The 23,440-nt window shown below is 41.2% G+C and carries 20 protein-coding genes and 1 pseudogene; 20 read left to right on the top strand and 1 reads right to left on the bottom strand.

Annotated features, from left to right (window positions below; translation table 11 throughout):
• Positions 1 to 62 precede the first annotated feature (62 nt).
• The 9 genes and pseudogenes from IU367_RS07055 to IU367_RS07095 all read left to right on the top strand — a co-directional run.
• Entirely contained in the window at positions 63 to 1,460 is a 1,398-nt protein-coding gene (locus IU367_RS07055) for a hypothetical protein (RefSeq protein WP_274453821.1), read from the top strand.
• Entirely contained in the window at positions 1,447 to 2,547 is a 1,101-nt protein-coding gene (locus IU367_RS07060; RefSeq protein ID WP_274453822.1) for an acyltransferase family protein, read from the top strand. Before IU367_RS07055 ends, IU367_RS07060 begins: the two co-directional genes overlap by 14 nt.
• 24 nt (positions 2,548 to 2,571) lie before the next feature.
• Positions 2,572 to 3,711, top strand: a complete 1,140-nt coding sequence (gene wecB, locus IU367_RS07065; protein WP_337999334.1) for a non-hydrolyzing UDP-N-acetylglucosamine 2-epimerase — start codon at positions 2,572 to 2,574, stop codon at positions 3,709 to 3,711.
• Positions 3,712 to 3,863: 152 nt separating this feature from the next.
• Positions 3,864 to 4,670, top strand: a complete 807-nt coding sequence (locus IU367_RS07070; RefSeq protein WP_274453823.1) for a glycosyltransferase family protein — start codon at positions 3,864 to 3,866, stop codon at positions 4,668 to 4,670.
• The gene (locus IU367_RS07075; protein ID WP_274453824.1) at positions 4,670 to 5,626 is read left to right on the top strand and encodes a UDP-glucose 4-epimerase family protein; all 957 of its coding nucleotides are present in this window, start codon (positions 4,670 to 4,672) and stop codon (positions 5,624 to 5,626) included. Before IU367_RS07070 ends, IU367_RS07075 begins: the two co-directional genes overlap by 1 nt.
• Positions 5,626 to 6,651, top strand: a complete 1,026-nt coding sequence (locus IU367_RS07080; RefSeq protein ID WP_274453825.1) for an MraY family glycosyltransferase — start codon at positions 5,626 to 5,628, stop codon at positions 6,649 to 6,651. Before IU367_RS07075 ends, IU367_RS07080 begins: the two co-directional genes overlap by 1 nt.
• Entirely contained in the window at positions 6,648 to 8,633 is a 1,986-nt protein-coding gene (locus IU367_RS07085; RefSeq protein WP_274453826.1) for a polysaccharide biosynthesis protein, read from the top strand. The genes IU367_RS07080 and IU367_RS07085 overlap by 4 nt, the downstream gene beginning before the upstream one ends.
• Positions 8,634 to 9,411: 778 nt before the next feature.
• Positions 9,412 to 10,428: an exopolysaccharide biosynthesis polyprenyl glycosylphosphotransferase gene (locus IU367_RS07090; RefSeq protein WP_274453827.1), complete on the top strand. Its 1,017-nt coding sequence runs from the start codon at positions 9,412 to 9,414 to the stop codon at positions 10,426 to 10,428.
• 639 nt (positions 10,429 to 11,067) lie between these two features.
• Positions 11,068 to 11,201, top strand: a pseudogene (locus tag IU367_RS07095) (transposase); the annotation flags it as partial.
• 27 nt (positions 11,202 to 11,228) lie between these two features.
• Here the strand turns inward: IU367_RS07095 and IU367_RS07100 are convergent.
• Complete coding sequence (locus IU367_RS07100; RefSeq protein WP_420796502.1) at positions 11,229 to 11,378, bottom strand: ATP-binding protein; 150 nt, start codon at positions 11,376 to 11,378, stop codon at positions 11,229 to 11,231.
• A gap of 91 nt (positions 11,379 to 11,469) precedes the next feature.
• On the opposite strand from IU367_RS07100, the gene IU367_RS07105 reads away from it, so the two are divergent.
• The 11 genes from IU367_RS07105 to IU367_RS07155 all read left to right on the top strand — a co-directional run bounded on the left by IU367_RS07105 (position 11,470) and on the right by IU367_RS07155 (position 23,389).
• Entirely contained in the window at positions 11,470 to 12,942 is a 1,473-nt protein-coding gene (locus IU367_RS07105) for an MATE family efflux transporter (RefSeq protein WP_274453828.1), read from the top strand.
• 2 nt (positions 12,943 to 12,944) lie between these two features.
• Positions 12,945 to 13,949, top strand: coding sequence for a glycosyltransferase family 2 protein (locus IU367_RS07110; RefSeq protein ID WP_274453830.1), 1,005 nt, complete (start codon positions 12,945 to 12,947; stop codon positions 13,947 to 13,949).
• 31 nt (positions 13,950 to 13,980) lie between these two features.
• Positions 13,981 to 15,006 (top strand): nitroreductase family protein, encoded by a 1,026-nt coding sequence (locus tag IU367_RS07115; protein WP_274453831.1) that lies wholly within the window; start codon positions 13,981 to 13,983, stop codon positions 15,004 to 15,006.
• A 23-nt stretch (positions 15,007 to 15,029) separates the two neighbouring features.
• Positions 15,030 to 16,139, top strand: a complete 1,110-nt coding sequence (locus IU367_RS07120; RefSeq protein WP_274453832.1) for a polysaccharide pyruvyl transferase family protein — start codon at positions 15,030 to 15,032, stop codon at positions 16,137 to 16,139.
• A gap of 10 nt (positions 16,140 to 16,149) precedes the next feature.
• Positions 16,150 to 17,166, top strand: coding sequence for a glycosyltransferase family 2 protein (locus IU367_RS07125; RefSeq protein WP_274453833.1), 1,017 nt, complete (start codon positions 16,150 to 16,152; stop codon positions 17,164 to 17,166).
• 52 nt (positions 17,167 to 17,218) lie between these two features.
• Positions 17,219 to 18,157, top strand: coding sequence for a glycosyltransferase family 2 protein (locus IU367_RS07130; RefSeq protein ID WP_274453834.1), 939 nt, complete (start codon positions 17,219 to 17,221; stop codon positions 18,155 to 18,157).
• A complete protein-coding gene (locus IU367_RS07135; RefSeq protein ID WP_274453835.1) occupies positions 18,154 to 19,236 on the top strand; it encodes a glycosyltransferase family 4 protein in 1,083 nt (360 codons plus the stop codon). Before IU367_RS07130 ends, IU367_RS07135 begins: the two co-directional genes overlap by 4 nt.
• Before the next feature lie 401 nt (positions 19,237 to 19,637).
• Complete coding sequence (locus IU367_RS07140; protein WP_274453836.1) at positions 19,638 to 20,639, top strand: hypothetical protein; 1,002 nt, start codon at positions 19,638 to 19,640, stop codon at positions 20,637 to 20,639.
• Positions 20,640 to 20,673: 34 nt separating this feature from the next.
• Entirely contained in the window at positions 20,674 to 21,492 is an 819-nt protein-coding gene (locus IU367_RS07145) for a glycosyltransferase (protein WP_274453837.1), read from the top strand.
• Between the two features lie 102 nt (positions 21,493 to 21,594).
• Positions 21,595 to 22,710, top strand: a complete 1,116-nt coding sequence (locus IU367_RS07150) for a polysaccharide export protein (protein ID WP_274453838.1) — start codon at positions 21,595 to 21,597, stop codon at positions 22,708 to 22,710.
• 250 nt (positions 22,711 to 22,960) lie between these two features.
• Complete coding sequence (locus tag IU367_RS07155) at positions 22,961 to 23,389, top strand: arsenate reductase/protein-tyrosine-phosphatase family protein (RefSeq protein WP_274453839.1); 429 nt, start codon at positions 22,961 to 22,963, stop codon at positions 23,387 to 23,389.
• Positions 23,390 to 23,440 lie beyond the last annotated feature (51 nt).

Consider the following 23,440-nt stretch of genomic DNA (forward strand, 5'->3'; position numbering starts at 1 on the left):
TAGTAAGTAAAAAGCATGGCCAGATAAAACCTCTTTCGCTACATTTAAAATACGGAAAAATAATGATTAATGTGAAAAAAATTGGGTTTATATTTCTTGTTGGGTTAGTTATGAGTCTCGGGCTATTTATAAACCCTGGTTATTTTAGCCATGATGAAATTGGATGGGGAATAAAAGCAACATCTGTGGGGACATTGTCAGACATTAAGTATTACAGTATTTTTCATTATAATGAATTTCATTATAGGCCTCTGAATTTTAACCTATGGCTTTTGACATCCTACTATTTATTTGAGCATCCTCAATTATATCATTTATTACTTGTCTTTTTTGGTTTGGTAAATGCAAGCTTGATATATTTTTTCTTAAAGAAAGAGGCTGGGTGTCAAATTGCATTTTTCACTGCATTAACATCATCAATCATGCCTACAATTGTATTTGTCAATGGTTGGATAGGGACTATGGCTGATGTATTTTGGTTTATGTTTTGTTGTATCTCCTTAATAATACATCAAGTAAATAGAAAACAAGAAACTTTAAGTCCTTACTTGTTGGTTTTATCACTTTTATTTTTTTTAATGTCTTTGATGTTCAAAGAAACTGCGGTTGTTTTTCCGGGAATTCTATTCATTTATATTACGTATTCTAGATACCATGAATATGGAGATTTTAGAGTATATAAAAATAAAGCGGATGTTTCATTGTTTTTATTGAGTTCATTGCTTTTTGTATCTTATCTGATGGTTAGATATGACTTTTTATTCCCGAGCAATGGTGGTGGTTATGGGACGTCTATTCATAACATTCCGGTTAGACTTCTCGAATATATGATTTATCCATTTTTAATTAATAATATAGAAATACATGGGCTATTCACACAACATTCATTGTTTGAATTGTCCTGTGCATTGCTTATCCATCTAGTGTTTATAGGAATTCTATGTGGAAAGGATTTCTCTAAATACTTACTATATTTTAGCTGTTATTTTGTATCTACTGTTCCGATGCTCATCTTGGACATGAGTTTACCCCATTATATTTATGCATCAGGGTTTGTTATCGCATTTGGCTTGTCAGCGCTATTTTTAAGTCGTTGTTATAAGAAAAAAATAATAAGTGTTGTTTTTTGTGTCATGCTTGCCGTACATGGAATTAATGTTCAAAAGAGTTATGTTTTTACTGGCGAATATCAAAATAATTTTGTGAATACGCTGTATTCAGTGATTAAAAGTAACGACAAAAACTTCTTATACATTATCAACCCAGAATTTGGTAGTGCTTCTTGGATTGCAATTAGAGCAATTGCTTTTAGAGAAAGTATTGATGATGTAAAAATAAGAAATAGAGTGTATTTTAATGGAGAGCAGGCATCTGAATCAAGTGTCGGTATCAAACGTAATTTGTCTTTAGATACCAAGGGGCGTGTTTTCTTGGTGGAGGATAGTAATGACGTCCAATAATTTTTATTTTTTTAAAAAAATTTGGAAGACAACAACATTATCAGATGCTGTGAATAGCAAAAAAGACTTGTTTTCCTTATTTAGATTGATCGCTGCATTTTTAGTCCTATATGCGCACTCTTACCATATATATGGATTGGGAGCGGATCCATTAACTTCACACACAGGTATATATACAGGAACATTTGCTGTTTATGTTTTTTTTACTATTAGTGGTTTTTTCATAATAAAAAGTGCGATGGAGAGGAATATACCACAATATGTACTTGCAAGGATACTTAGGATATATCCTGCTTTAATTGTATGCAATGTGGTTACCATTGCTATTATCATTCCCATTTCCATGAATTTAGACTGGTATTCTTTTATTTTATCTATTGAGGCAAAGGAATATTTAAAAACAAACTCTATCCTTGATACTCTTAGATTCACTATTGCTGGTGTATTTTATAATAATCCAGATAAAACTATCAATGGTTCTCTATGGACACTGCCTGTTGAGGTTAGAGCTTATTTTATTGCCGTGCTTATTGTAATGTCTGGTATGGCAAATAGGAAATCAGTATTCAATTCTTTGTTTTTTATAGCTGTTTTTATTCACTTCAAATTCCCTGACTTTTATAGTGTAATTTTTCCCATACCAAATTCTACAACTTTATTGTTTTACTTTCTTTTAGGAAGCTGTTTATATGTTAATCGGGAGGTTATTCCAGTATCTCCGATTCTTATTGTTATTACTTCACTAGTAATAGCGAAGTATCGATTTGCGTTGCCCCCAATAGTTTTGTCAATACTGGTCTCTTATCTTGTGGTGTCATCTGGTTATGTAGTAAGAGATTTCTTAAATGTAAGTTTAAGAAATGACTATTCATATGGATGCTATCTATATGCATATCCAGTTTCGCAACTATCATATATATTTCTCTCTGGGCATGGATTTTATTACTATCTAATGTTTATAGTCATGCTTACAATGACATTTTCTTTTGTGTCTTGGCATTTCATTGAACAAACTATCAATAAGTTGGCAAGAGAAAAAATATTCCCTAAAATAAACAATTTTATTCCGAGTGTTACTTCTAAATAAAAGCATTTAATTTAAGGTGATGTAATGGTAAAAATTAAGGTATTGTCAGTTTTTGGCACGCGCCCAGAAGCAATTAAGATGGCTCCGGTTGTGGAACAACTTAAAAAAGACAACCGTTTTGAAAGCAAAGTATGCGTAACCGGCCAACATCGTCAGATGCTTGACCAAGTCCTTGAACTTTTTAATATAAAGCCAGACTTTGATTTAAATATTATGAAGGCAGGCCAGGATCTTACTGATGTGACGTCTTCGATTCTACTTGGGCTGCGTAGCGTATTTAAGGAGTTTAAACCAGACTATGTGCTGGTGCATGGAGATACGGCGACAACGTTGTCTACTACCTTAGCTGCATACTTCCAGCAAATTAAAGTGGGTCACGTTGAAGCTGGATTGAGGACAAATAATATTTACTCACCATGGCCAGAAGAGGGAAATCGCAAAGTCACCGGTTGTTTGGCGAATTTGCATTTCGCACCAACTTATACTTCTAAAAATAATCTCTTGGTGGAAAATATATCAGAAGATACTGTTGTTGTTACAGGAAACACAGTTATCGATGCGTTATTTATGGTTCGCGATAGGCTAAGTCATGATCAGGCCCTAAGATCTAATTTAGATTTACGGTTTAATTTTTTAAATTCAGAGCGTAAAGTTGTCTTGATTACTGGTCATCGTAGAGAAAGTTTCGGTGGAGGCTTTGAGCGTATATGTCAAGCCGTATCCGAGTTAGCTGATAAGTTTAGTAATGTTGACTTTGTCTATCCTGTTCACCTTAATCCAAATGTTAGAGAGCCGGTTAACCGTTTCTTATCTGAACGTTCAAACATTTTTTTGATTGAACCACAGGACTATCTCCCATTTGTATATCTTATGGGGCGCGCTCATGTGATTTTAACCGATTCCGGAGGTATTCAAGAGGAAGCGCCTTCGTTGGGTAAACCAGTTCTTGTTATGCGTGATACCACTGAGCGTCCTGAGGCTGTTGAGGCTGGAACGGTTAAGTTAGTTGGTACCGATGTTGACAAAATAGTTGGTGAAGTCACTACATTGCTTACCGATCATCATGCATATTGCTCCATGAGTATGGCGCATAACCCTTACGGTGATGGAAAAGCCTCTATTCGTATTTTAAATTCGATATTTGAAGCGTGCAATCGAATTTAACATGCATATTTTAATGTAAAAATAAGTAACTAGTGTTTTAGTTGGCCCTATCCCATTACACTGAACGTTAGTTCCAGTGTAATGGGGGGGATAGCGGCTGCTTCTGCATCTATTATTTTAATTCGTACTCTTCTTTAATTAGGTTCGCTTGGGTGAAAGAAAATACTCTCTCGGTTTCTATTGTTAATTATCGACCTAATTTGAGTATGCTAAAAGAAACGCTATCAACGTTAAATATAGCTCTTCATGTTAGTAAATTAAGTTCCTTTATGTATGTGATAGAACATTCACCTTCGTTAGCAGAAATGTTAAAGGTGGAGGATATATTACCATGTTGGTCTGCTCCTTATAAGTCGATAGTTGATGCAACCAACCCTGGTTTTGGTGTGGGTCATAATCAAGCACTGCAGACGGATGCAAAATATCACCTTATCCTCAACCCTGATCTTGAAGTTGCCCCAGATGCACTGAAAAATGCACTTGAGTTTATGGAGCAGCATCCGGATTGCGGATTATTGACGCCTTTCGCTACATGGGAAGATGGTGAGGTACAACGGCTTTGCAAACGCTATCCAACCGTATTTGATTTATTGCTGCGTGGTTTTGCTCCTGCGAGTGTGAAGACGTTATTCCAGACACGCCTGGCAAAATATGAGATGGCAGATCAGCTCAACAATCATGATGTGCTGTGGGACCCACCCATTGTCAGTGGTTGTTTTATGCTGTTTCGCACAGATGTTTTGCAACAGCTCGGAGGGTTTGACCCTCGCTTTTTCCTCTATTTTGAAGATTTTGACATCAGTTTGCGGGCAGGAAAGATCAGCCGGATTGCTTATGTTCCTCAGGTGAAGGTTGTCCATCACGGTGGTCATGCATCGCGCAAAGGTTGGCGCCATATCTGGATGTTTGGGCGTTCCATGGTGACTTTCTTCAATATTCACGGTTGGCGTTGGTGGTAATGGCAGATATCGAAAGTACAGTGCTAGTCACTGGTGCCAACGGATTTGTAGGCAAGGCGGTCTGTGAACACCTGCTTAGGTGTGGGGCGAATGTGAAAGGTGCGGTGCGCAGTAGCCCTCTCGCTTCGTACCAAGTTCAGGCTCCCTCTTTGACTGCGGATGCCAACTGGACGGCCCAGTTGCAACAAGTGGATGTGGTTGTTCACTGTGCAGCCAGGGTGCATGTGATGTCTGATACCGCGACTGATCCCCTGGCGGCATTTCGAGCGGTGAATACAGAGGGCACCCTCGCTCTTGCCCGGCAGGCGGCTGAGGCTGGGGTCAAGCGCTTCATCTTTATCAGCTCGATCAAAGTGAACGGCGAGCAGACCGAGCCAGGCAAGCCATTTGATGAGAATGTGCAGAGTCCGCCAGAAGATCCTTATGGACGCTCGAAGTATGAGGCGGAACAGGGTCTGATGGCGCTCGCGAAAGAGTGTGGTATGGCTGTTACTATCATTCGTCCTCCTCTTATTTATGGGGAAGGGGTGAAGGCTAACTTTGCCAGCATGATGACGTGGGTGCGCAAAGGGATCCCGCTCCCTTTTGCCCGTTTGAACAATGCGCGCAGCCTGTTGGCGTTGCCTAATCTGTGTGACTTCATTGCCCATGCGATGGCTCACCCTGCCGCAGTGAACCAGGTTTTTCTGGTTGCAGATCCGGTCGCGGTGTCGACGTCGCAGTTGTTGGCGGCGATTGCTGATACGGAAGGGGTCGCCTGTCGACTGTTTTATCTCCCACCAGGAGTGATAAGAGGGCTGGGCCGCTGCGTGGGGATTGATGCCAAGCTGCAACGGATTTATGGCTCTCTGGAAATGGATACCGGTAAGGCTCAGAGCCGATTACAATGGTCGGCACCCTATTCGCTCTCTCAGACCCTATCTCTGATGGCATCTTCCCATAGTGAGTCGTCTTGATGCTGGCATTTGTTTTGTTGTCGATATTTTGTCTGTTTCTTTCAATCACCATGACTGGCCTGCTCAGGCGCTACGCCCAGACCCGCTTGCTTGACCACCCCAATCATCGCAGTTCACATCAGGTCCCCACCCCGAGAGGCGGTGGCATGGCTATCGTAGCTACCTTTCTGCTGGCAGCCCCGTTGTTTGTCGCCCTGATCCCACTGTCCTATGGCATATCCCAGAGCAGTTTCGCATTGATATGGGCTGCGGCTCTTGGGATTGCACTGGTTGGTTTTATCGATGACCACATCTCTCTCAAGCCCCGAACCCGCCTGATTGTGCAGAGTGTGGCAGCCGCTTTGGTGGTGTCTGCTGTTGATGGTTTGCCTGAGCTGACTTTGTTTGGTTGGCAGCTGGATCTCGCCTGGTTCGGTTATCTACTGGCCTGGCTGGGGGTGATCTGGTTTATCAATCTGTACAACTTTATGGATGGCATCGATGGCTTGGCGGCCGGCGAGGCCGTTGTCGTCTGCCTGTTCATGGCGTTATTGCATTATCTGGTTGGGGGGGAGTGGTCGTTTGCCAGCTTGACCCTGCTACTGGGAATTTCGGCGGCGGGCTTCTTGTGCTGGAATTTTCCGCCTGCCAGGATCTTTATGGGGGATGGTGGCAGTGGTTTTCTTGGCCTGATGCTGGCTGCCCTGATGCTGCTGGATGCCGCTTCCGTTCCCCAGTTCCTGTGGGCATGGCTCGTCATGCTAGGTGTGTTTGTGGTTGATGCTACCTGGACGTTGCTGAATCGCTATCGCCTGAAGTGTCGTTTGAGTGAGGCTCATCGTACTCATGGCTATCAATATCTGGCGAGGCGTTGGCAGAGTCATAGAAACGTGACATTGGCTGTGCTTCTTATAAATAGCCTCTGGCTTGCGCCGATTGCTGTCATGATTGTACTGGGCCAGCTCGATGGTGTGATGGGTCTGGTCATTGCCTACTTGCCGTTAGCTTTTCTTGCGAATCATCTGAAGGCTGGAGTACCAGAATGAGAGATGGGCTTTTCCCCGGTGGTAGCTGGCTACTGACCTGCCTGGGTTCCCTGTCACGTGCCAGCAAGCGTGCCGTATCTGTCGCCGTTGATATGGTCCTGATCACCATGACCTATTGGGGAGCGTACTGGATCCGGCTTGAACATAGTTGGCCAATTGATAGCCCCCATCACTGGGCTCTGCTTGGCGCAATTATCATCGTAAGCATCAGTGTGTTTGTGCGGCTGGGGCTGTATCGCGCTGTGTTGCGATATGTCAGCTTTCGGGTGTTATGGACAATCTCGCTGGGAGCATTTCTTTCAACCAGCTTCTTTGTTATCTCAGCGTTTTACTTTGATATCTTCCTGCCCAGAACGGTATCGGTTATCTATCTCTCCTTTCTGGTGCTGTTGGTCGGTGGTGTGCGGCTGTTTTTCCGGGCGCTGCTCAATACAACCCGTTTGGCGCGCATTCAGGTCTTGATCTATGGCGCTGGCTCTTCCGGTCGTCAGTTGCAAATGGCCTTGTTGCAAGGCAATGAGTTTTATCCCGTCGCCTTTGTGGATGATGATCCTGCCAAACAGGGGTGCGTGATCCAGGGATGTACCGTCTATAACAGCGCCCAACTGCCAACTCTGATTGACCACCATGGGGTGCAGAAGATCTTGTTGGCCATGCCGAGCAGTACCAGGGCTCGTCGTCAGGAGGTGATCAATGCACTTGAGCCCCTCTCTTGCGAAGTGCTTTCTATCCCGGGAATGGCCGATCTGGTCAATGGCTCAGCCCGCATTGATCAGCTCAATGAGGTCTCCATTGACGATCTGTTGGGCAGAGACCCGGTAGAGCCGGTGACCACATTGATGGAGGCCAATATCACAGGTAAGGCTGTCATGGTGACCGGTGCCGGGGGATCTATAGGCTCTGAGCTATGCCGTCAGATCTTGCGGTGCCGACCATCAACCTTGGTACTGTTTGAGCTATCTGAATATGCCCTCTATATCTTGCATAAAAATCTGCGTGAACAGTGTCAACGCGAGGGAATCGAAACGGATCTTGTGCCGTTACTGGGGTCAGTGCAGCGCCAGCATCGTCTCAAGACGGTGATGCAGAGCTTCAGGATCCAGACCGTCTACCATACCGCTGCTTACAAACATGTTCCGCTGGTTGAGTTCAACATCATTGAAGGGGTGCGTAACAACGTATTCGGCACTCTTTATGCCGCGCAAGCGGCCATTGAGGCAGGGGTGGAAACATTCGTGCTCATCTCTACCGATAAGGCCGTGCGGCCAACCAATACCATGGGGGCCAGCAAGCGCCTGGCCGAGTTGATCTTGCAAGCCTTGACCCGCGAGAAGCACAACACCCGTTTTTGTATGGTGCGTTTTGGCAATGTCCTCGGCTCTTCCGGCTCAGTAGTGCCGTTATTCAGACAGCAGATAGATAAAGGGGGACCCATCACCCTGACTCACCCCGATATCATCCGTTACTTCATGACGATACCTGAGGCCGCCCAGTTGGTGATCCAGGCGGGTGCAATGGGGGAGGGGGGCGACGTCTTTGTGCTCGATATGGGGCAACCGGTTCGGATCATGGAGCTGGCCAAACGCATGATACGCCTGAGCGGCCTGACACTGCGTGATGAGCAACTGCCCGATGGTGATATTGCCATCGAGGTGACGGGTTTGCGGCCGGGTGAAAAGCTCTACGAAGAGTTACTGATTGGTGATGATGCCAGAGGAACCGAACATCCCAGGATCATGGTGTCACAAGAGAGCTGGCTGCCTTGGTCGCGACTACGCCCTTTGCTGGCCTCGCTGGATAATGCTTGTCACCGTTTTGATCAACAGCAAGTGCGCGACATCCTGATGCATGCCCCGGCAGCCTTCGAACCGACGGATGGGATTTGTGATCTGGTGTGGCTGGCCAAGCAGCAGCTACCACCAAGTGATAATGTCGTTAAATTGCCCTCACATAACATAGATTTTTTGCTTGCCAATCACTGAGCTTGTATATAAGCGCCCATTATTGGGCGCTTTTTTTTTTTGCTCGCTTGCTTTTTTGTTTGTTTTTTAATCGATCGAGCCTGTCGTGGACTAGATTGGCTACTCATTTCGACGAACTGCAGGTAGAATTCCCCCTCCACCGATTTCGAAATAATCCTACATTTTTGCGCAAAATAATGGCTCAGGGTAAGCTGAGTTATGGCGAATGGCTGGAGTGGCGACTTGCTTTGTTGTCATGATCGTCAGCAGTAAGGTATCGCAAATTACATATCAATTTACTGATGCCTTAGACAATATAAAAAGACTGCATGCACACTGGGAGCTGTAACTCAGGGGCGGTAGCCATTGATTTTTTTATAGATTGGTTTGTTTTTTAGCCCGCAATTGATTCCTTTGTAATCAGTTCGGCGCTAGAGATAGCGATAATATCGATAAAAGAGGGACCGGTAGTAGTCCCCAGATATATGGTACGGGATAGAGAGTGTGGCAACGCTGGGGTATGATCAGCCAGATGGTGTTCACTGGTTGGCAAACGATTGAAATTGAAATATTTTTACTGCCAGGCTCGTCAAATACGACGTGTATGCCGCGCTACTCCTGATCAGCTTCTCGCTTTCAAATAAAAATCAATCTCTTTTCTTTGTTCGTTTCCTGAAGTCTGTTGTAACAGGCATTTGAGGGAAACACAAAAATCTACGTTACGTGGCAGTCGAATGCCGATGAGAGACACCTCAATGGTTGTTTTTCAGGGCATTGACATGAAGAGAGCTTAAGGGAAATGCATAATAAAATTGATAGCAGTGCAGCCTTCGGGATTGCAGCGAATGAACAGTTGACGGCCAAGAGCCATTCACTGGATATGGGTAATCTGGTGTATGAGCTTAAGCGGGTTCACATGAAAAGTGATGAGCTTTATGTTTACTGCAGTGATAATGACAGGGCGCTTATTGAGCGTGTGCTTGCGGATTATCCGTTCACGTTGAACTTTAATGTGACCGAGCTATCGGCTCTGAAAGGCAAAACCCTTGTGCATTACAAGAGTGGTGACCTTACCGATGAACTGGCCGCCATGCTGGTACTGGCAACAAAATATGGCGCCTATGTTGAACCGCTGGTCAGTTATCTGGACCGTCGTTTCGGCCGCACTGAAGTGGAGTTGCTGCACAGCGGCTACTTCCTGCACATGAAATCTTTCTCCATCCTCTCCCGTCCATCCAATCGCATTGTCAAGCGAGCGCTGGATCTGCTCTCTGCCATTGCGCTAAGTCTGGTTGCCATTCCCATTGGGCTGCTTGCTGCGCTGGCCATCAAACTGGAATCACCTGGTCCCATCTTTTATCGTCAAGCCCGGGTTGGCCTGTTCAACCAGGAATTCGACGTAATCAAATTCCGCTCTATGCGAAACGATGCCGAAAAAAATGGTGCTCAATGGGCGAGCAAGAACGACGCCCGTGTCACTCGTGTTGGCCGTTTTATTCGCAAGACCCGTATTGATGAACTGCCGCAATTGATCAATGTCTTTAAAGGCGAAATGTCACTGGTTGGTCCAAGACCCGAGCGGGAAGTGTTTATCAAAGAGCTGGAGGCTGTTATTCCGTATTATCGCTTCCGTCATGCGGTCAAGCCCGGTATTACCGGCCTGGCCCAGGTCAAATACCCCTATGGGGCATCTATTGAAGATGGTGTATGGAAGCATAAATACGATATCTTTTATATCAAGCATCAAAGTCTGCTGTTGGATATCAAGGTCCTGCTACTGACTGTCAAGACTGTGCTGTTTGGCATGGGGCGGTAACGTCCGCATTTCGACTAGTGGTGACCGCACACCGCTCGTGAATCTCTGCTGTTAATCGTAGTTACCAATTTAGAGATTTTCTTCTTCGGTATTCTGGCCGAACAGGCCAGGTTGTCGGAGTGGATGATTATATGGGGCTCTACTTGCTGCTGTTTGCCGTCTATTCGTTCTGTCTGACGTATGCATGGAAGTTGGGACGGTGGGTGAAAGGGGTAAAAGCGCCAGCCTCCGATTCTGCCCGAATCAAAAGAAGTTCATCCTTCCGTAAGCAGTACTCATTTAGGTGTTGACTACGGCGTTGTGACTAAATCCGGAACTTTCAGCGTATCCGGGGATCTGATCATCTGAGTCAACCAACCTGGAACGTCAGATGGGCAAGTCCTTAGTGATCCCCTCATTTTCCTCGAAGATAGCTGCATGTTTAATGAAAATGTGAACATTGGCTCACGCTGAAGAACAACAGACTAAGCTACAACCCGCATTACTGCTGGGTTTCTCAAATTTCTGCCCTCTGTATATTTTCAGGTCAAAATGAAGAGGATATCGCTGGAGGCCGTACCACACTTGATTCATATGAGGGGCTGATTAAGGGGCAAGTCCAAACAGAAGGTCTGCAACTGGAAACAGTACAACCAAGCCTTGGTAAAACGTGGCTCCCTCACCCTCTGGATGGATGAGCAAGCCACCAAGCACTGGCATTGTCAGACACTCACCACGGTCGCCGGGGATGGGGCTTTCACTACAGCGACAGCGCTATTGAGACCGCACTGATGTCAATCAGCATCGAAAAATGATCAGGGTTAGCTTGCTGATTTCATCCTCTGTTTGAAGCGGTAGGAGTTATTTCCTGTCTCGATGATCTCGCAGTGATGGGTGATCCTATCCAACATTGCCGTCGTCATTTTCTCATCCGTAAATAAAAAAGTAATCCCCCAGCTTTGCCGGGGGATATTTACTTAAAAAATTAATATACCTCAAAAAATAAAAGGCCATCAATTGAGTGTAGAAAATAATAAAATAATTCTTAGGAATACACTTTTTATGTATTTAAGAATGTTTTTCAGTCTTTTCGTTTCTCTCTATACTTCACGTGTTGTGTTGCAAGAGTTGGGTGTTGAAAATTTTGGCATCTACAGTGTGGTAGGTGGTGTTGTTGCCATGTTTTCAATTTTAAACGCATCGATGGGTACTGCCACATCACGATTTTTTAATTTTGAGATAGGTCTAAATGGCGATGTGCAGGGAGTTTTTACATCGGCTTTGATTATTCATTTATTCATTGCAGTATTAGTTTTTGTCGCAGGAGTTGGTTTAGGCTATAGCGTGATATTTGAATACTTAAATATTGATGTCACCCGCCAGGTGGCAGCTAAGTGGGTATATGCTCTTTCATTATTAACCGCATGTATTGCAATTCTACAGGTGCCATATTCAGCTTTGATTATTTCATATGAGCATTTCAGGGCTTTTGCTTATTTAGATATATTGGCTGTTTTATTGAAACTTTGCATTGTATTTTGTTTAAGCACCTTCGGTACAGACCGATTAATAACCTATAGCGCTTTAGTTTTTGGTGTGTCATGCGCAATGTTTATTTGTAACTCTTGTTACTCAATGAATAAATTTTGCGTTAGCCATTTCAAGCTAAATATAAATCAATTGCTGATAAGGAAAATGTTAAGTTTTTCAGGTTGGGATCTCTACGGTAATGCCAGCGTATTAGCTCGCTCACAAGGTGTTAATATATTGCTCAATATTTTTTTTGGTCCGTTACTTAATGCTGCCAGCGGGATTGCTATGCAGGTACAGGGGGCTGTTATGTCATTTGCTTCAAGTGCATTATCTGCTGTCAGGCCGCAAATAGTTAAAAGTTATGCGAGTGGTGATTATCAACGCACTACTTTTTTAGTATTGAATGCCGCAAAGTTTACCTATTTCATTCTTTTAATGGTATCATTGCCATTGATATTAGAGATGGATTATGTATTAGCACTATGGCTGGGCAATGTACCTGATTTTGCGGTTTTATTTTGTCAGTACATATTAGTTTTCAATTTTATCGCTAACTTTTCTTCAGTTATCGTTAGTGCCATACATGCAACAGGGAATATTAAACGCCCAAGTTTAATTAATGGAACACTTTATTTTCTTGTAGTTCCAATAGCCTTTTTTGCATATCGGTATAATTTCTCGGCAGAAATAGCATATCAAGTTAATATTATCATGGTTATAATTGGTATGCTATCAAATGCATGGACTCTGAGTATATTACTCCCAAGATTTTCGTTTTTTCAATTCATCAATAAAGTCATATTGCCCTGTGGTGTTTGTACTATCTTAGTTACGATAGTGGCTTGGCTTTGTATGCAGCAATTTGAGCCAAGTTTTTATCGCTTGTGTTTGGTTTCCTTGGCAACTGCATTAACAACTATTATTACCAGTTATTATTTAGCAATAGATAGGGCAGTGCGAGTAACAATAAGTAATTTTATTTTAAATAAGATAAAGCGCTAACAATGAATTCAAATAAAAAAGTCAGTATAATTACGCCTTGTTATAATGGCGATAAATTTATCCATCGGTTATTAGACTCAGTATTGATGCAAGATTACCCATGCATTGAAATGTGTGTGATCGATGACGGTTCGACCGATAACTCAGCTGAAGTTATTAAGTCTTATATTCCACGTTTTTCGGCCAAAGGTTATCAATTAACTTATCTTTATCAAGATAATTCAGGTCAATCAGTTGCGATCAATAAAGGATTGCAATGGATGACGGGTGATTATCTTGTGTGGCCTGATAGTGATGATTTTTACTCTGCGGATACAGCTATTTCTGAGCTAGTACAGGCTCTTGAAACAAGTGATGATGAAACTAGTATAGTGCGTTGTCATTGTCATTTATTGGATGAAAATACATTAAAGAGAGTTGGTGAGTTTGCTGTCATCACACAAAATAATGGTAAAACAGATTTGTTCGAAGATTGCTTGTTTGCAATAAATGGTTTTTGGTTTGGGGCAGGTAATTATATGGCGAAGAGTGCCCACTTGCGTGAGGTGTTGCCTAGTTTAACTATTTATACTGAAAAAAATGCTGGACAAAATTGGCAATTGATGTTGCCGCTATTTTATAATCGAAAATGTTTAACAATTAAAAAATATCTGTACTCTGTTTTGGTTCGAGCCGACTCACACTCTCGTGGTCAATATGCTACCTATGAGCAAGTTATTGCAAAATATGAAACTTATGAAAGAACGGTTATAAACACACTCTTGGCAATTAACATATGTCAAACAAAGCGAAATGAATACCTAAATAAAATTGAAAAGAAATACAAAAAAGTTAAATTTCAAGTCATGATTAGCCATGAAAAGCTAGCTGATGCGAAAAATATTTTTAAATACTTAAGTCAGGAATGCGATTCCTTAGACTTTACTTTGAAAATTAAGTATTATTTATTATACGTCCCTGCGTTGAATAAATTACTTAAGATGATATTCTCTTTAATTAGAAGGTAATTTTGACTTATAATTTTTATGGGGTGTTTTTTTGAAAAGTAAAATCAAAGTTTTAGTAAAGAAAGTAATTGGCGCTGGCGGCGTAGATAAAATTATGTACGTGCGTTATTTTCAACTTCTAATAGCAAATTTTGTTAAAGATTTTAATTTGTATTTAAAGCATTCGACCGTGTTCAATCAGCAGGGCTTGCATAAAATAGAGTGCCAGTTAATTCTTGATTACCATTCAGTTGAAAAAGGTCTGCTATTTAGAAATACAAAGCCAAGATTTGCACAACCACGTATTCAAAACTTGCATCCAAGTCTTGCATTAGGCGTGATTAAAGAGAATGTAAAGCGCTCACAAATTCGTGTGGCCTATCAGGTGATGTGCGAGTATTATGAGCTTCACAAGAAAATGGATATTGATATCAGTGATTATTACACATTGTCTCAGTATCAAGGTTATAAAGAGATATTAGGTGATGCCTACTCTACTCACTTTAAGGGAGCCATAGATTATGCACGTGATGAGTTTTACGCTCCAGTATCAGCCGATTTTAGTAAGTTTTCAAACTCAAGAAAAAGTGTCCGTGAGTATACCGGCGAACTAGTGCCTGCGTCACTCATTGAACAAGCCATAACCTTAGCATTGAACACTCCTTCTGTGTGCAATCGGCAAGCTTGCAAAGTTTATTTGCTTGAAGACAAAGAGAGGATAGACAAGCTGCTAATAATTCAAGGTGGCCTAACAGGTTATACGAAAAATATTAATCAAGTTTTGTTGTTAACTGTTGATCGTAATTACTTCTATACAGTAGGTGAACGCAATCAGTTTTATATCGATGGTGGTATGTTTTTAATGAACATGTTGTATGCCTTACATTATTATAAAATTGCAAATTGCCCTGCCAACTGGGGTAAATTAATTAAAGAAGAAGAGCAGCTCACTGGCGTCGTTGATTTGCCTGAGTCTGAAAAAATTATTTGTGTTATACCAATCGGAATTGCGAAAGATGAATTTAGAGTCACACTATCACAGAGAAGAGAGTTATCTGAAGTATTGATCCGAATTTAAATTTATTTGAATGAGTTAACTAAATGAAAATCGCAATTTTAACCCAGCCGCTTTATAATAACTACGGTGGTTTACTGCAGGCATTTGCTTTGCAACATTTTATGAAGAATCAAGGTCACGATGTGCTGACTGTAGATTTTTCTATTCAGAAAAGATCTCCATTTTCCGAAATTAAGAGTATTGTTGGAAATGTCATTCGGAAATACATTTTGCAGCGCTCTGTAAGCAATGTATTTCCATTGGCAGACGAGCAGAAAAAAATAATCGGCCAGCACACTAATCGTTTTACTTCTGAGCATATTAAAACCACACAAAAAATAAGCTTAGTCAGTGAATTTAAATACATAAAGCAATACAGTTTTGATGCTTATATAGTAGGAAGTGATCAGGTATGGCGACCTGCATACTCACCAGGGATGTCTGCGTTCTTTTTATCTTTTTTAGATAAAAATGATAGCGCGAAGCGTATTGCTTATGCTGCCTCATTTGGGGTTGATAACTGCGATGAGTTTAGTGCTGGTCAATTGGCAGAGTATGCGCCATTATTACAGCGATTCAATGCAGTCGGTGTGCGAGAAGATAGCGCAGTCGAGCTTTGCCAACAGTATTTTGGTACATCGGCACAACATGTGATAGATCCCACCTTATTGTTGGATAAAGACGTCTATCGCCAGTTAGTTGAGCAAGAGAAAATTCCTGCGAGTAATGGTAACATGATGGTGTATGTACTCGACCAGGCACCAGAAAAGCAGCAGATAATTCAGCAAGTGGCTAAGGTGCGTGGCCTGAAGCCTTTTACCGTCATGCCGGAAAGTAACGGTGTTTATCCACCAGTTACTCAATGGCTGCGTGGATTTATGGATGCTGAATACGTCGTTACCGATTCGTTTCATGGTGTTGCTTTTTCGATTATTTTTAATAAGCCTTTTATCGCAATAGGCAACCGAGACCGCGGCTTGGCGCGTTTTACTTCTATCCTAAAACTATTTGAACTTGAATCTAGACTTGTTTTTAGTAAAGGTGATGTGAGTATTAATGTTATTAATGATGTCATTGACTTTGCTAAAATCAATGAAATTAAATCTAAACAACAGATGCTTGCTCATTCATTTATAACTCAAGCACTAAATTAGAAGTAACAATATGCATAATCAAAATGTTGTGCTCCGGTCTACGCCCAAAGTTTCTGTCATTGTACCGGTTTATAATACGGAGCTATATGTTGAGCGAGCAATGGTTAGCTTGATGGAGCAGACTCTAGATGATGTACAATTTATAATTATTGACGACGGTTCAAAAGATCGTTCGCTATCAATAATAAATGATGTAATCTCTCGTTATCCGGTTCGTCAAGAACACGTTATTTTGATCAGCCGTGAGAATAGAGGTGTTGCTGCCACTCGTTCTCAGGGGATGAAGCTTGCTACCGGTGATTATATAATTCACTTGGATAGTGATGATTGGGCTGAGAATGATTGGTTGGAAACGTTGTACAATAAAGCGGTTGCTTCTGATGCTGATGTTATAATATGTGATTTTTTCGTCGAATGCTTAAGTAAAACACTTGTAGCTAATGAACATGTAGGTTCTAGCGGTCAAGATTGCGTCAAAAAATTGTTAGTAGGAGATATATCAAACTCAAGCTGTAATAAATTAGTGAAAGCAGATGTATTTCGTAAACATGAGATAACCTTCCATAGTAAATATGATATGGGAGAGGATTTTTTTGTCACCTTCTTAGTTTTTATTAATGCTAACAAGATTGTTCATATAAATAAACCTCTTTATCATTACAATAGGTTAAATGAAAATTCTTTAACTAAAAGTTATTCTAAAAAAGCATTGGATGATCTGGTTGGTATAGTTGGATTGACTGAGCGTTATCTGAGTAAGATTAATGCTATAGATTTATATGCGAATGAGTTAGATGTTTTTAAGCTTGGTGTGAAATTACAATTCGCATTACATTTTCATAATGAGATAGAAAGGATAAAACTTGCATTTGATTTGTATCCAGATACCAATAATTTGATTTTTGGTTCAAAATTCAGAACATTAAAGTTGGTATATGCAATGAAGCTATGCCATTTATTATTTTTATACAAAAAAGCATACGAATTATGGCGGTGGGTGCGAATTTTTTTTCGGCGATATAAATAATATATGCTTTTTTGGGTTAGTTATAATTCATGTTGAAAATGGTTGATTATTGATGAGCGAAAAATCACCAACAGTTAGCGTTATAATGCCAGTCTATAATGTTGGTTTGTATATACTAGATGCGGTCAACTCAATTCTGAATCAAACATACAAAGATTTGGAGTTAATTATAGTTGATGATTCATCGACGGATGACACTTATAAGGTGTTGATTGACAATTTTTCCAAAAACGAAAAGATAAAAATACTTAAGAATTCAGAAAACAAAAAAATCGTGTACTCATTAAATAAAGCGCTTGGTTATGCAAGTGGTGAGTTTATTGCCAGGATTGATGGGGATGATATTGCTTATCCTGACCGTATAGAAAAACAAATCAACTACCTTCTCCAACATCCCAAGGTGGACTTGGTCGGATGCGATATAGAGACGATAAATGAACGCGGTGTTGTAACTGGCGCATTTAATCGTTTCCCTGAACATTTTGATATATTGAATAGAATGGCTTATTTTTGCCCACCAGTATCCCATATATGGTTGTGTCGAGCTTCTGTTTATAAAAGTCTTAATGGTTATCGCTTTCCTTCTGTCGAGGACTATGATTTTTTGCTAAGGATGATTACTAGCGGATATAAATTTGCAAACATTCCTGGTTATGTAGGTATGAAAATACGTATTAGGGATGGCTCCACATCAACTCTTTTTGGTGTATCACAGCGGCGCGCATTTAACTTTGTTCGCCAGCTATATAATGAAAGGTTGAGGTTTGGTATTGAATGTACAGATAGTGGGGATTTCTCAAGATACATTAATAGCTCAAGAATTGTCAAATTACATTCTTTGTCAAATGCTTTATGTAAGAGAGCCGTGTTAAGCAATAGCTCTATGAAATACATCCTTTTTTTGATGTCTGCAATTGTATCACCGTATCAGGCGCAATATATTTATTGCAGAGTAAGAGCTAAAATTATTATTTGGAGGGCTAGCAGATGAATGTTCTATTAATGGTGCCGTCAAATGATAATGCTGGCCCTGTAAATGTTGTAAAGTATTTGACCAAAGCCTGTGATGGCGGTGATGTTAACTTTACGGTCTTATGTTTAAGGAAGAAATCTGATTTTGCCTTTCCGAACTGTAAAACGGTTTTTATTCCTGATAACATTAGCCCGGTTTTTAAAATTTTCTGGGTTTTAACGTTTTTTAAATTAAATCATTTTAATGTCTGTCACTCACATGGTTTTTTTCCTGATTTATATGGATTTATATGTAAGGTGATTAAGCTTGATTGTTTTAAATTCATTTCAACAGTCCATAACTATCCTGATTTGGATTATTCTATGGAGTATGGCAAGTTGAGTGGTGCTGTCTTATCTAGAATACATTTTTTTATTTTAAAGAGATTGGATCTAGTTATTGGTTGTTCTAGCTCTGTTAGTGAAAACTTACATAGATTTTCTATCGATTCAAAGGTAGTTAGAAATGGTGTATATGTCAATACAATACAAAATTTACAATGCCCACTGAATAATGTTAAGTTAAATGATTATCATTATACAGATAGGCGAATAAATTTGCTTTTCCTTGGTAGGCTTATTAAAAGAAAAAACTTTGCTGATATAGCAAAAGTTTTCATTAATGCTAATGATGAATTTCATAAAAAATTTCAATTGACGGTTTGTGGTGATGGCCCTGAACTTGCGTATTATTCTTCTAAGTTTAAAGATTATCCAAACGTTTCATTTTTGGGACATGTAGATAATCCAAGTGATATTTTATTTGAGTCTGACGTGTTGATTTCAACTTCTATAGCAGAAGGTTTCCCATTAAGCGTATTAGAAGCTATCCAGGTTGGTAAAAAAGCACTGCTAAGTGATATAAAACCTCATTTAGAGTTAAAGGAATATTTAGGTCCAGTTATCCAATGCTATAGATTAAAAGATAGTAATGATTTATATGATAAAATAATGAATGAGGAACAATCTCAGATAATTAAAGATTCAAGAGCTATTTATTTATCATCAGCTACTCGTATGCTTGGTGAGTATGAAGAATACTATCGTGAGGGTGAGTGATTACTTTTGCTTGCAACATACTATTTAGGCTGAATATAAATGATGGCTTAGTTTTTATTTAGGCATAAATACTCTATTATGTTCGCGGATATATATTAACTTGTAGTCAGTTGTTAGAGAGAAATGCGATAATAAACTGGGGTTTTAGGCCGGTATGCTTTATTCTGGAAAAGTTTTTTTTGTTAATCTTAATCCATATAAACATGTCTTGATTGTTGTTCGGTGAAGATGTGCATTATTTATTTGGTGAGTATTACAATGCATTTTGGGGTTTTGATACTGCATTTTAAATTTATCTGAGTTGATAAGTGTCCGTAACATAATGAAAGGCGTTAAAATTGAGAGCTAGCCATATATTAAACTTATTCGTGTTGAGTGTTTTTTTATATACAGCATCAATAATGCTGAGCCCAATTTATTTTGTTTTACCTTTGTGTGTATTCATTTTGGCCATATTTGTTTTAAATAGAGGGGCGATCAAAATGGATGGTAATTTCATTTTTGGTGCCTTTTCGCTTGCTTATGCAGTATTTATTTTCCCTATGGTTGGTGACTACGGCACCTATTTAAATTTCATATTGTCAGGGATTATTATATTGGTGTTGCCATCACTATTGAGTAGCATGACAGCTATTCGATATAGTGTTAACGTCTGGGTGTTGTGGGGTATAATATCTCTTTATGTCGTAGAAGCCACTTATCGTATTTTAAATCCTATTGTTAAGACATCCATGCTTGAAAAACAAGATGAGTCACTGATGTTTTACCAATATAAATACAATAGCATAATGTTTGTGGATTCAAACTTTGTTGCCTTTTCATTAATCTCACTACTGTTTATAGTAGACTCATTTTTTCATAAAGAAAAAGTTAAAAAACTTTTTGTTATTGCTATTGTTATTCTAATTACACTCACGTTTTCTCGGGCTGCATATATTTCACTTGTTGCATATCTCTTTATAAAACATGCTACACGTAGTCAAAAGATATATCTTTTTATTTTGATGTCTATCGTTGCATCCTTTGTTCTACCACTAATACTTTCAGATGGAAGCTATTTAAGTAAGCTAGATATTATCGATAGTTTTTTGATTTATTTTGAACAGGCAGATGTGATTATGCTTTTATTTGGTGCAGGCATTGGCCGCGCTATAGATTTTTTACATATAGGTGCACATAACATTTTTGTTCTTCTGAATGTTGAGTTTGGTTTTATTGCGTTTTTATGGTATTGCGCTTTTGTGGTTTTTAATATTTATAAAAGCAAATATAAAACGATGCCATATTGGATTGCAATTAATTTATGCGGTTTTTCTTTGGGCGCAATATATCCATTTGTCTTTTTAGCTGCATTACTTCCTGCATACCTAAATACTAGGGGAAGTAACGAGCTTGATCTTTGAATTATGTTTTATTGATACTTAAGTTGAGGGCTTTGTGAAATTTAGCTTATTGTTATCTGTATATCGTAATGACTCTCCCTGTCACTTACATCAAGCTTTATTTAGTGTGTGGGATGAGCAGACTGTAAAGCCAGACCAGATTGTATTAGTCAAAGATGGTCCTTTAACACAAGAATTGGATTCTGAAATTGAAAGTTGGTGTAACAAATTGGGATTGGTATTACGTATTGTTACTTTACCAAAAAATATCGGCTTAGGTAAGGCTTTATCACATGGTCTTAGAGAGTGTGCATATGAGTGGGTTGCTAGATTTGATAGTGATGATATCTGTCATCCTTTGCGATTTGAAAAACAAGTAGACTATATAAAGTTGCATCCGTGTGTGGATATTGTCGGCACTTGGATTGCTGAATTTGAAAATGAACATCACAAAACTCATGCCTATAGACGCTTACCAGTAGATCATTTACATATTTCTAATTTTGCTAAAAAACGTAATCCGTTTAATCATATGACCGTCATGTATAAAAAGGATAAGGTTTTTGATGCAGGTAGTTATCAAGATAATTATTTGTACGAGGATTATGCGTTATGGGTGCGAATGATAAACAAGGGAGCTGTCACCGCCAATATACCTGAGGTGCTTGTTTATGCTAGAACTGGCAATGGTATGGAAATTAGGCGTGGTGGTTTCAAATACGCGTGTTCAGAAGTCTCAGCGCAGATGAGCTTTTATAGATCTGGGTTTATAAGTGAATTACAACTTTGTAGAAACCTGCTTTTACGTGTCCCGGTAAGACTATTACCTGGAGATGTCCGCAAGTTTATATACCGTAATTTTTTGAGAAAATAAGTGATTTCCTGGAAAATTTCTCTCAGAATTTTCCGCAATTTCCGCTATCATATGGCGATTTTTCCGTTCAGTTCTTGATGGCAAGCTTAATAAGGTGTGGTAGTGAAAAGGATTCAGCTCATTCCTCTGTTGTCGGCCGTGGCCCTGCTCAGTGCATGCACTGTGGTGCCCGGTACCAATCTTTCCACCAGTGGCAAAATCGAGGTAGCTACAGGCTCCGTTGATGTTGATCAGCTGGCAGACATCTATCCGGTCACCCCCGCGCTGGTCAGCCAATTGCGCAAGGCGCCGGTTGTGGGCAAGGCTAACCTAGAGCTCAATAACCAGATCAGCAGCTATGAGTACCGGATTGGTGTGGGCGATATCCTTAATGTCACTGTGTGGGATCACCCGGAGTTGACCATCCCGGCCGGTTCTTATCGCAGTGCCAGCGAAGCGGGCAACTGGGTGCATGCCGATGGCTCCATCTTCTACCCCTATATTGGCAAGGTGGCCGTGGTGGGCAAAACCGTCGCGGATATTCGTACCGATATTGCCAAGCGTTTGGCCCAGTATATCGAGAGCCCACAGGTAGATGTAAGCATTGCAGCCTTCCGTTCTCAGAAGGTTTATATCTCCGGTGAGGTGACCAAACCGGGCGCCCAGGCCATCACCAATGTACCGATGACCCTGCTCGATGCCTTCAATCTGGCTGGGGGGCTGACGCCGACAGCAGATTGGCATCATGTGGTATTGACCCGTCAGGGCAAAGAGTTCCCGCTCTCCATGCAGGATCTGCTGCAGTATGGGGATCTCTCTCACAATCAGTTGATGCGTGACGGCGATATGCTCTATGTGCCGCGCAACGACGCCCAGAAAGTCTTTGTGATGGGGGAGGTCAACAAGGCATCGACCCTGACCATTGGCCGTGAGGGGATGAGCCTGACCGAAGCACTGAGTACCGCAGAAGGTCTTAATCAGAATGCCGCCAATGCGACAGGTATCTTCGTATTGCGCCCCGCCGCGAAAGCGCAAGAGAAAGCCGCTATTTATCAACTTGACCTGAGTGATGCCACCGCGCTGGTGATGGGCACCGAATTTGCACTGCAACCTTATGACGTGGTCTATGTCACCACGGCGCCGGTAACGCGCTGGAATCGTGTGTTGAGTCAACTGGTGCCTTCAATCACAGGCTTTAACGAGTTGACCGAAGGGATGCTGCGGGTACGCAACTGGTAAGGTGTGAGCCTGCTTAACCTCTACCGGTTAATTTACGTTCAGTCGCTTTCCAACATGAAGAGGATATTTAGAGGAGGTTTGTGTCTCTCTTACCCCGCTTGTTTGTTGCCTTGATTCGGTAATGAACGGGAGGGGGAGAAGATGAGACAATAAGGGGAGTTTTCACTTTCCCCCGATCCGCCTCCCGTTGGGAAGACGTGCGTATTGGGAGCCGGTGGTTGCAGATTACATATAGAAGAGCGACAGCGATATGTTTGAAAAAATTCTTGTGGTGTGTGTGGGCAATATTTGCCGCTCCCCAACCGGTGAACGATTGCTTCGCGAGCGTTTGCCCGGCCGTCAGGTGAGTTCTGCCGGGGTCAATGCTCTGGTTGACAAGCCGGCCGACAAGGTCGCGAGCGAGGTGGCACAGTTGCATGGGCTCTCCCTTGAGGGGCACTCGGCGCGTCAACTGACGCGTGCGCTCTGCCAGGATGCTGATCTGATCCTGGTGATGGAGAAAGGGCATATCTCTGCCGTGACGGCCATTGACCCTGGGGCTCGTGGCAAAACCATGTTGTTTGGCCACTGGCAGGGGGAGAGCGAAGTGCCCGATCCCTATCGTCTGAGCCGGGAAGCTTACGAACATGTTTACCAGCTGTTGGTGCGTAGCGCCGATGGTTGGGTAAAAAAACTGTAACGACACCCACCATCACTGATTATGTGCATGTGGTATCTGACAATAAAAATG

Source organism: Aeromonas bestiarum, assembly GCF_028751155.1.
Taxonomy (GTDB): Bacteria; Pseudomonadota; Gammaproteobacteria; order Enterobacterales; family Aeromonadaceae; genus Aeromonas; species Aeromonas bestiarum.

What these genes read in the sequence shown, in the direction of transcription:
- IU367_RS07080 (WP_274453825.1), top strand. Translation starts at nt 5,626, where the DNA reads ATGCTGGCATTTGTTTTGTTGTCGATATTTTGTCTGTTTCTTTCAATC.
- IU367_RS07125 (WP_274453833.1), top strand. Translation starts at nt 16,150, where the DNA reads ATGCATAATCAAAATGTTGTGCTCCGGTCTACGCCCAAAGTTTCTGTC.
- IU367_RS07140 (WP_274453836.1), top strand. Translation starts at nt 19,638, where the DNA reads ATGCTGAGCCCAATTTATTTTGTTTTACCTTTGTGTGTATTCATTTTG.
- IU367_RS07055 (WP_274453821.1), top strand. Translation starts at nt 63, where the DNA reads ATGATTAATGTGAAAAAAATTGGGTTTATATTTCTTGTTGGGTTAGTT.
- IU367_RS07130 (WP_274453834.1), top strand. Translation starts at nt 17,219, where the DNA reads ATGAGCGAAAAATCACCAACAGTTAGCGTTATAATGCCAGTCTATAAT.
- IU367_RS07085 (WP_274453826.1), top strand. Translation starts at nt 6,648, where the DNA reads ATGAGAGATGGGCTTTTCCCCGGTGGTAGCTGGCTACTGACCTGCCTG.
- IU367_RS07090 (WP_274453827.1), top strand. Translation starts at nt 9,412, where the DNA reads ATGCATAATAAAATTGATAGCAGTGCAGCCTTCGGGATTGCAGCGAAT.
- IU367_RS07105 (WP_274453828.1), top strand. Translation starts at nt 11,470, where the DNA reads ATGTATTTAAGAATGTTTTTCAGTCTTTTCGTTTCTCTCTATACTTCA.
- IU367_RS07110 (WP_274453830.1), top strand. Translation starts at nt 12,945, where the DNA reads ATGAATTCAAATAAAAAAGTCAGTATAATTACGCCTTGTTATAATGGC.
- IU367_RS07060 (WP_274453822.1), top strand. Translation starts at nt 1,447, where the DNA reads ATGACGTCCAATAATTTTTATTTTTTTAAAAAAATTTGGAAGACAACA.
- wecB (WP_337999334.1), top strand. Translation starts at nt 2,572, where the DNA reads ATGGTAAAAATTAAGGTATTGTCAGTTTTTGGCACGCGCCCAGAAGCA.
- IU367_RS07135 (WP_274453835.1), top strand. Translation starts at nt 18,154, where the DNA reads ATGAATGTTCTATTAATGGTGCCGTCAAATGATAATGCTGGCCCTGTA.
- IU367_RS07120 (WP_274453832.1), top strand. Translation starts at nt 15,030, where the DNA reads ATGAAAATCGCAATTTTAACCCAGCCGCTTTATAATAACTACGGTGGT.
- IU367_RS07155 (WP_274453839.1), top strand. Translation starts at nt 22,961, where the DNA reads ATGTTTGAAAAAATTCTTGTGGTGTGTGTGGGCAATATTTGCCGCTCC.
- IU367_RS07075 (WP_274453824.1), top strand. Translation starts at nt 4,670, where the DNA reads ATGGCAGATATCGAAAGTACAGTGCTAGTCACTGGTGCCAACGGATTT.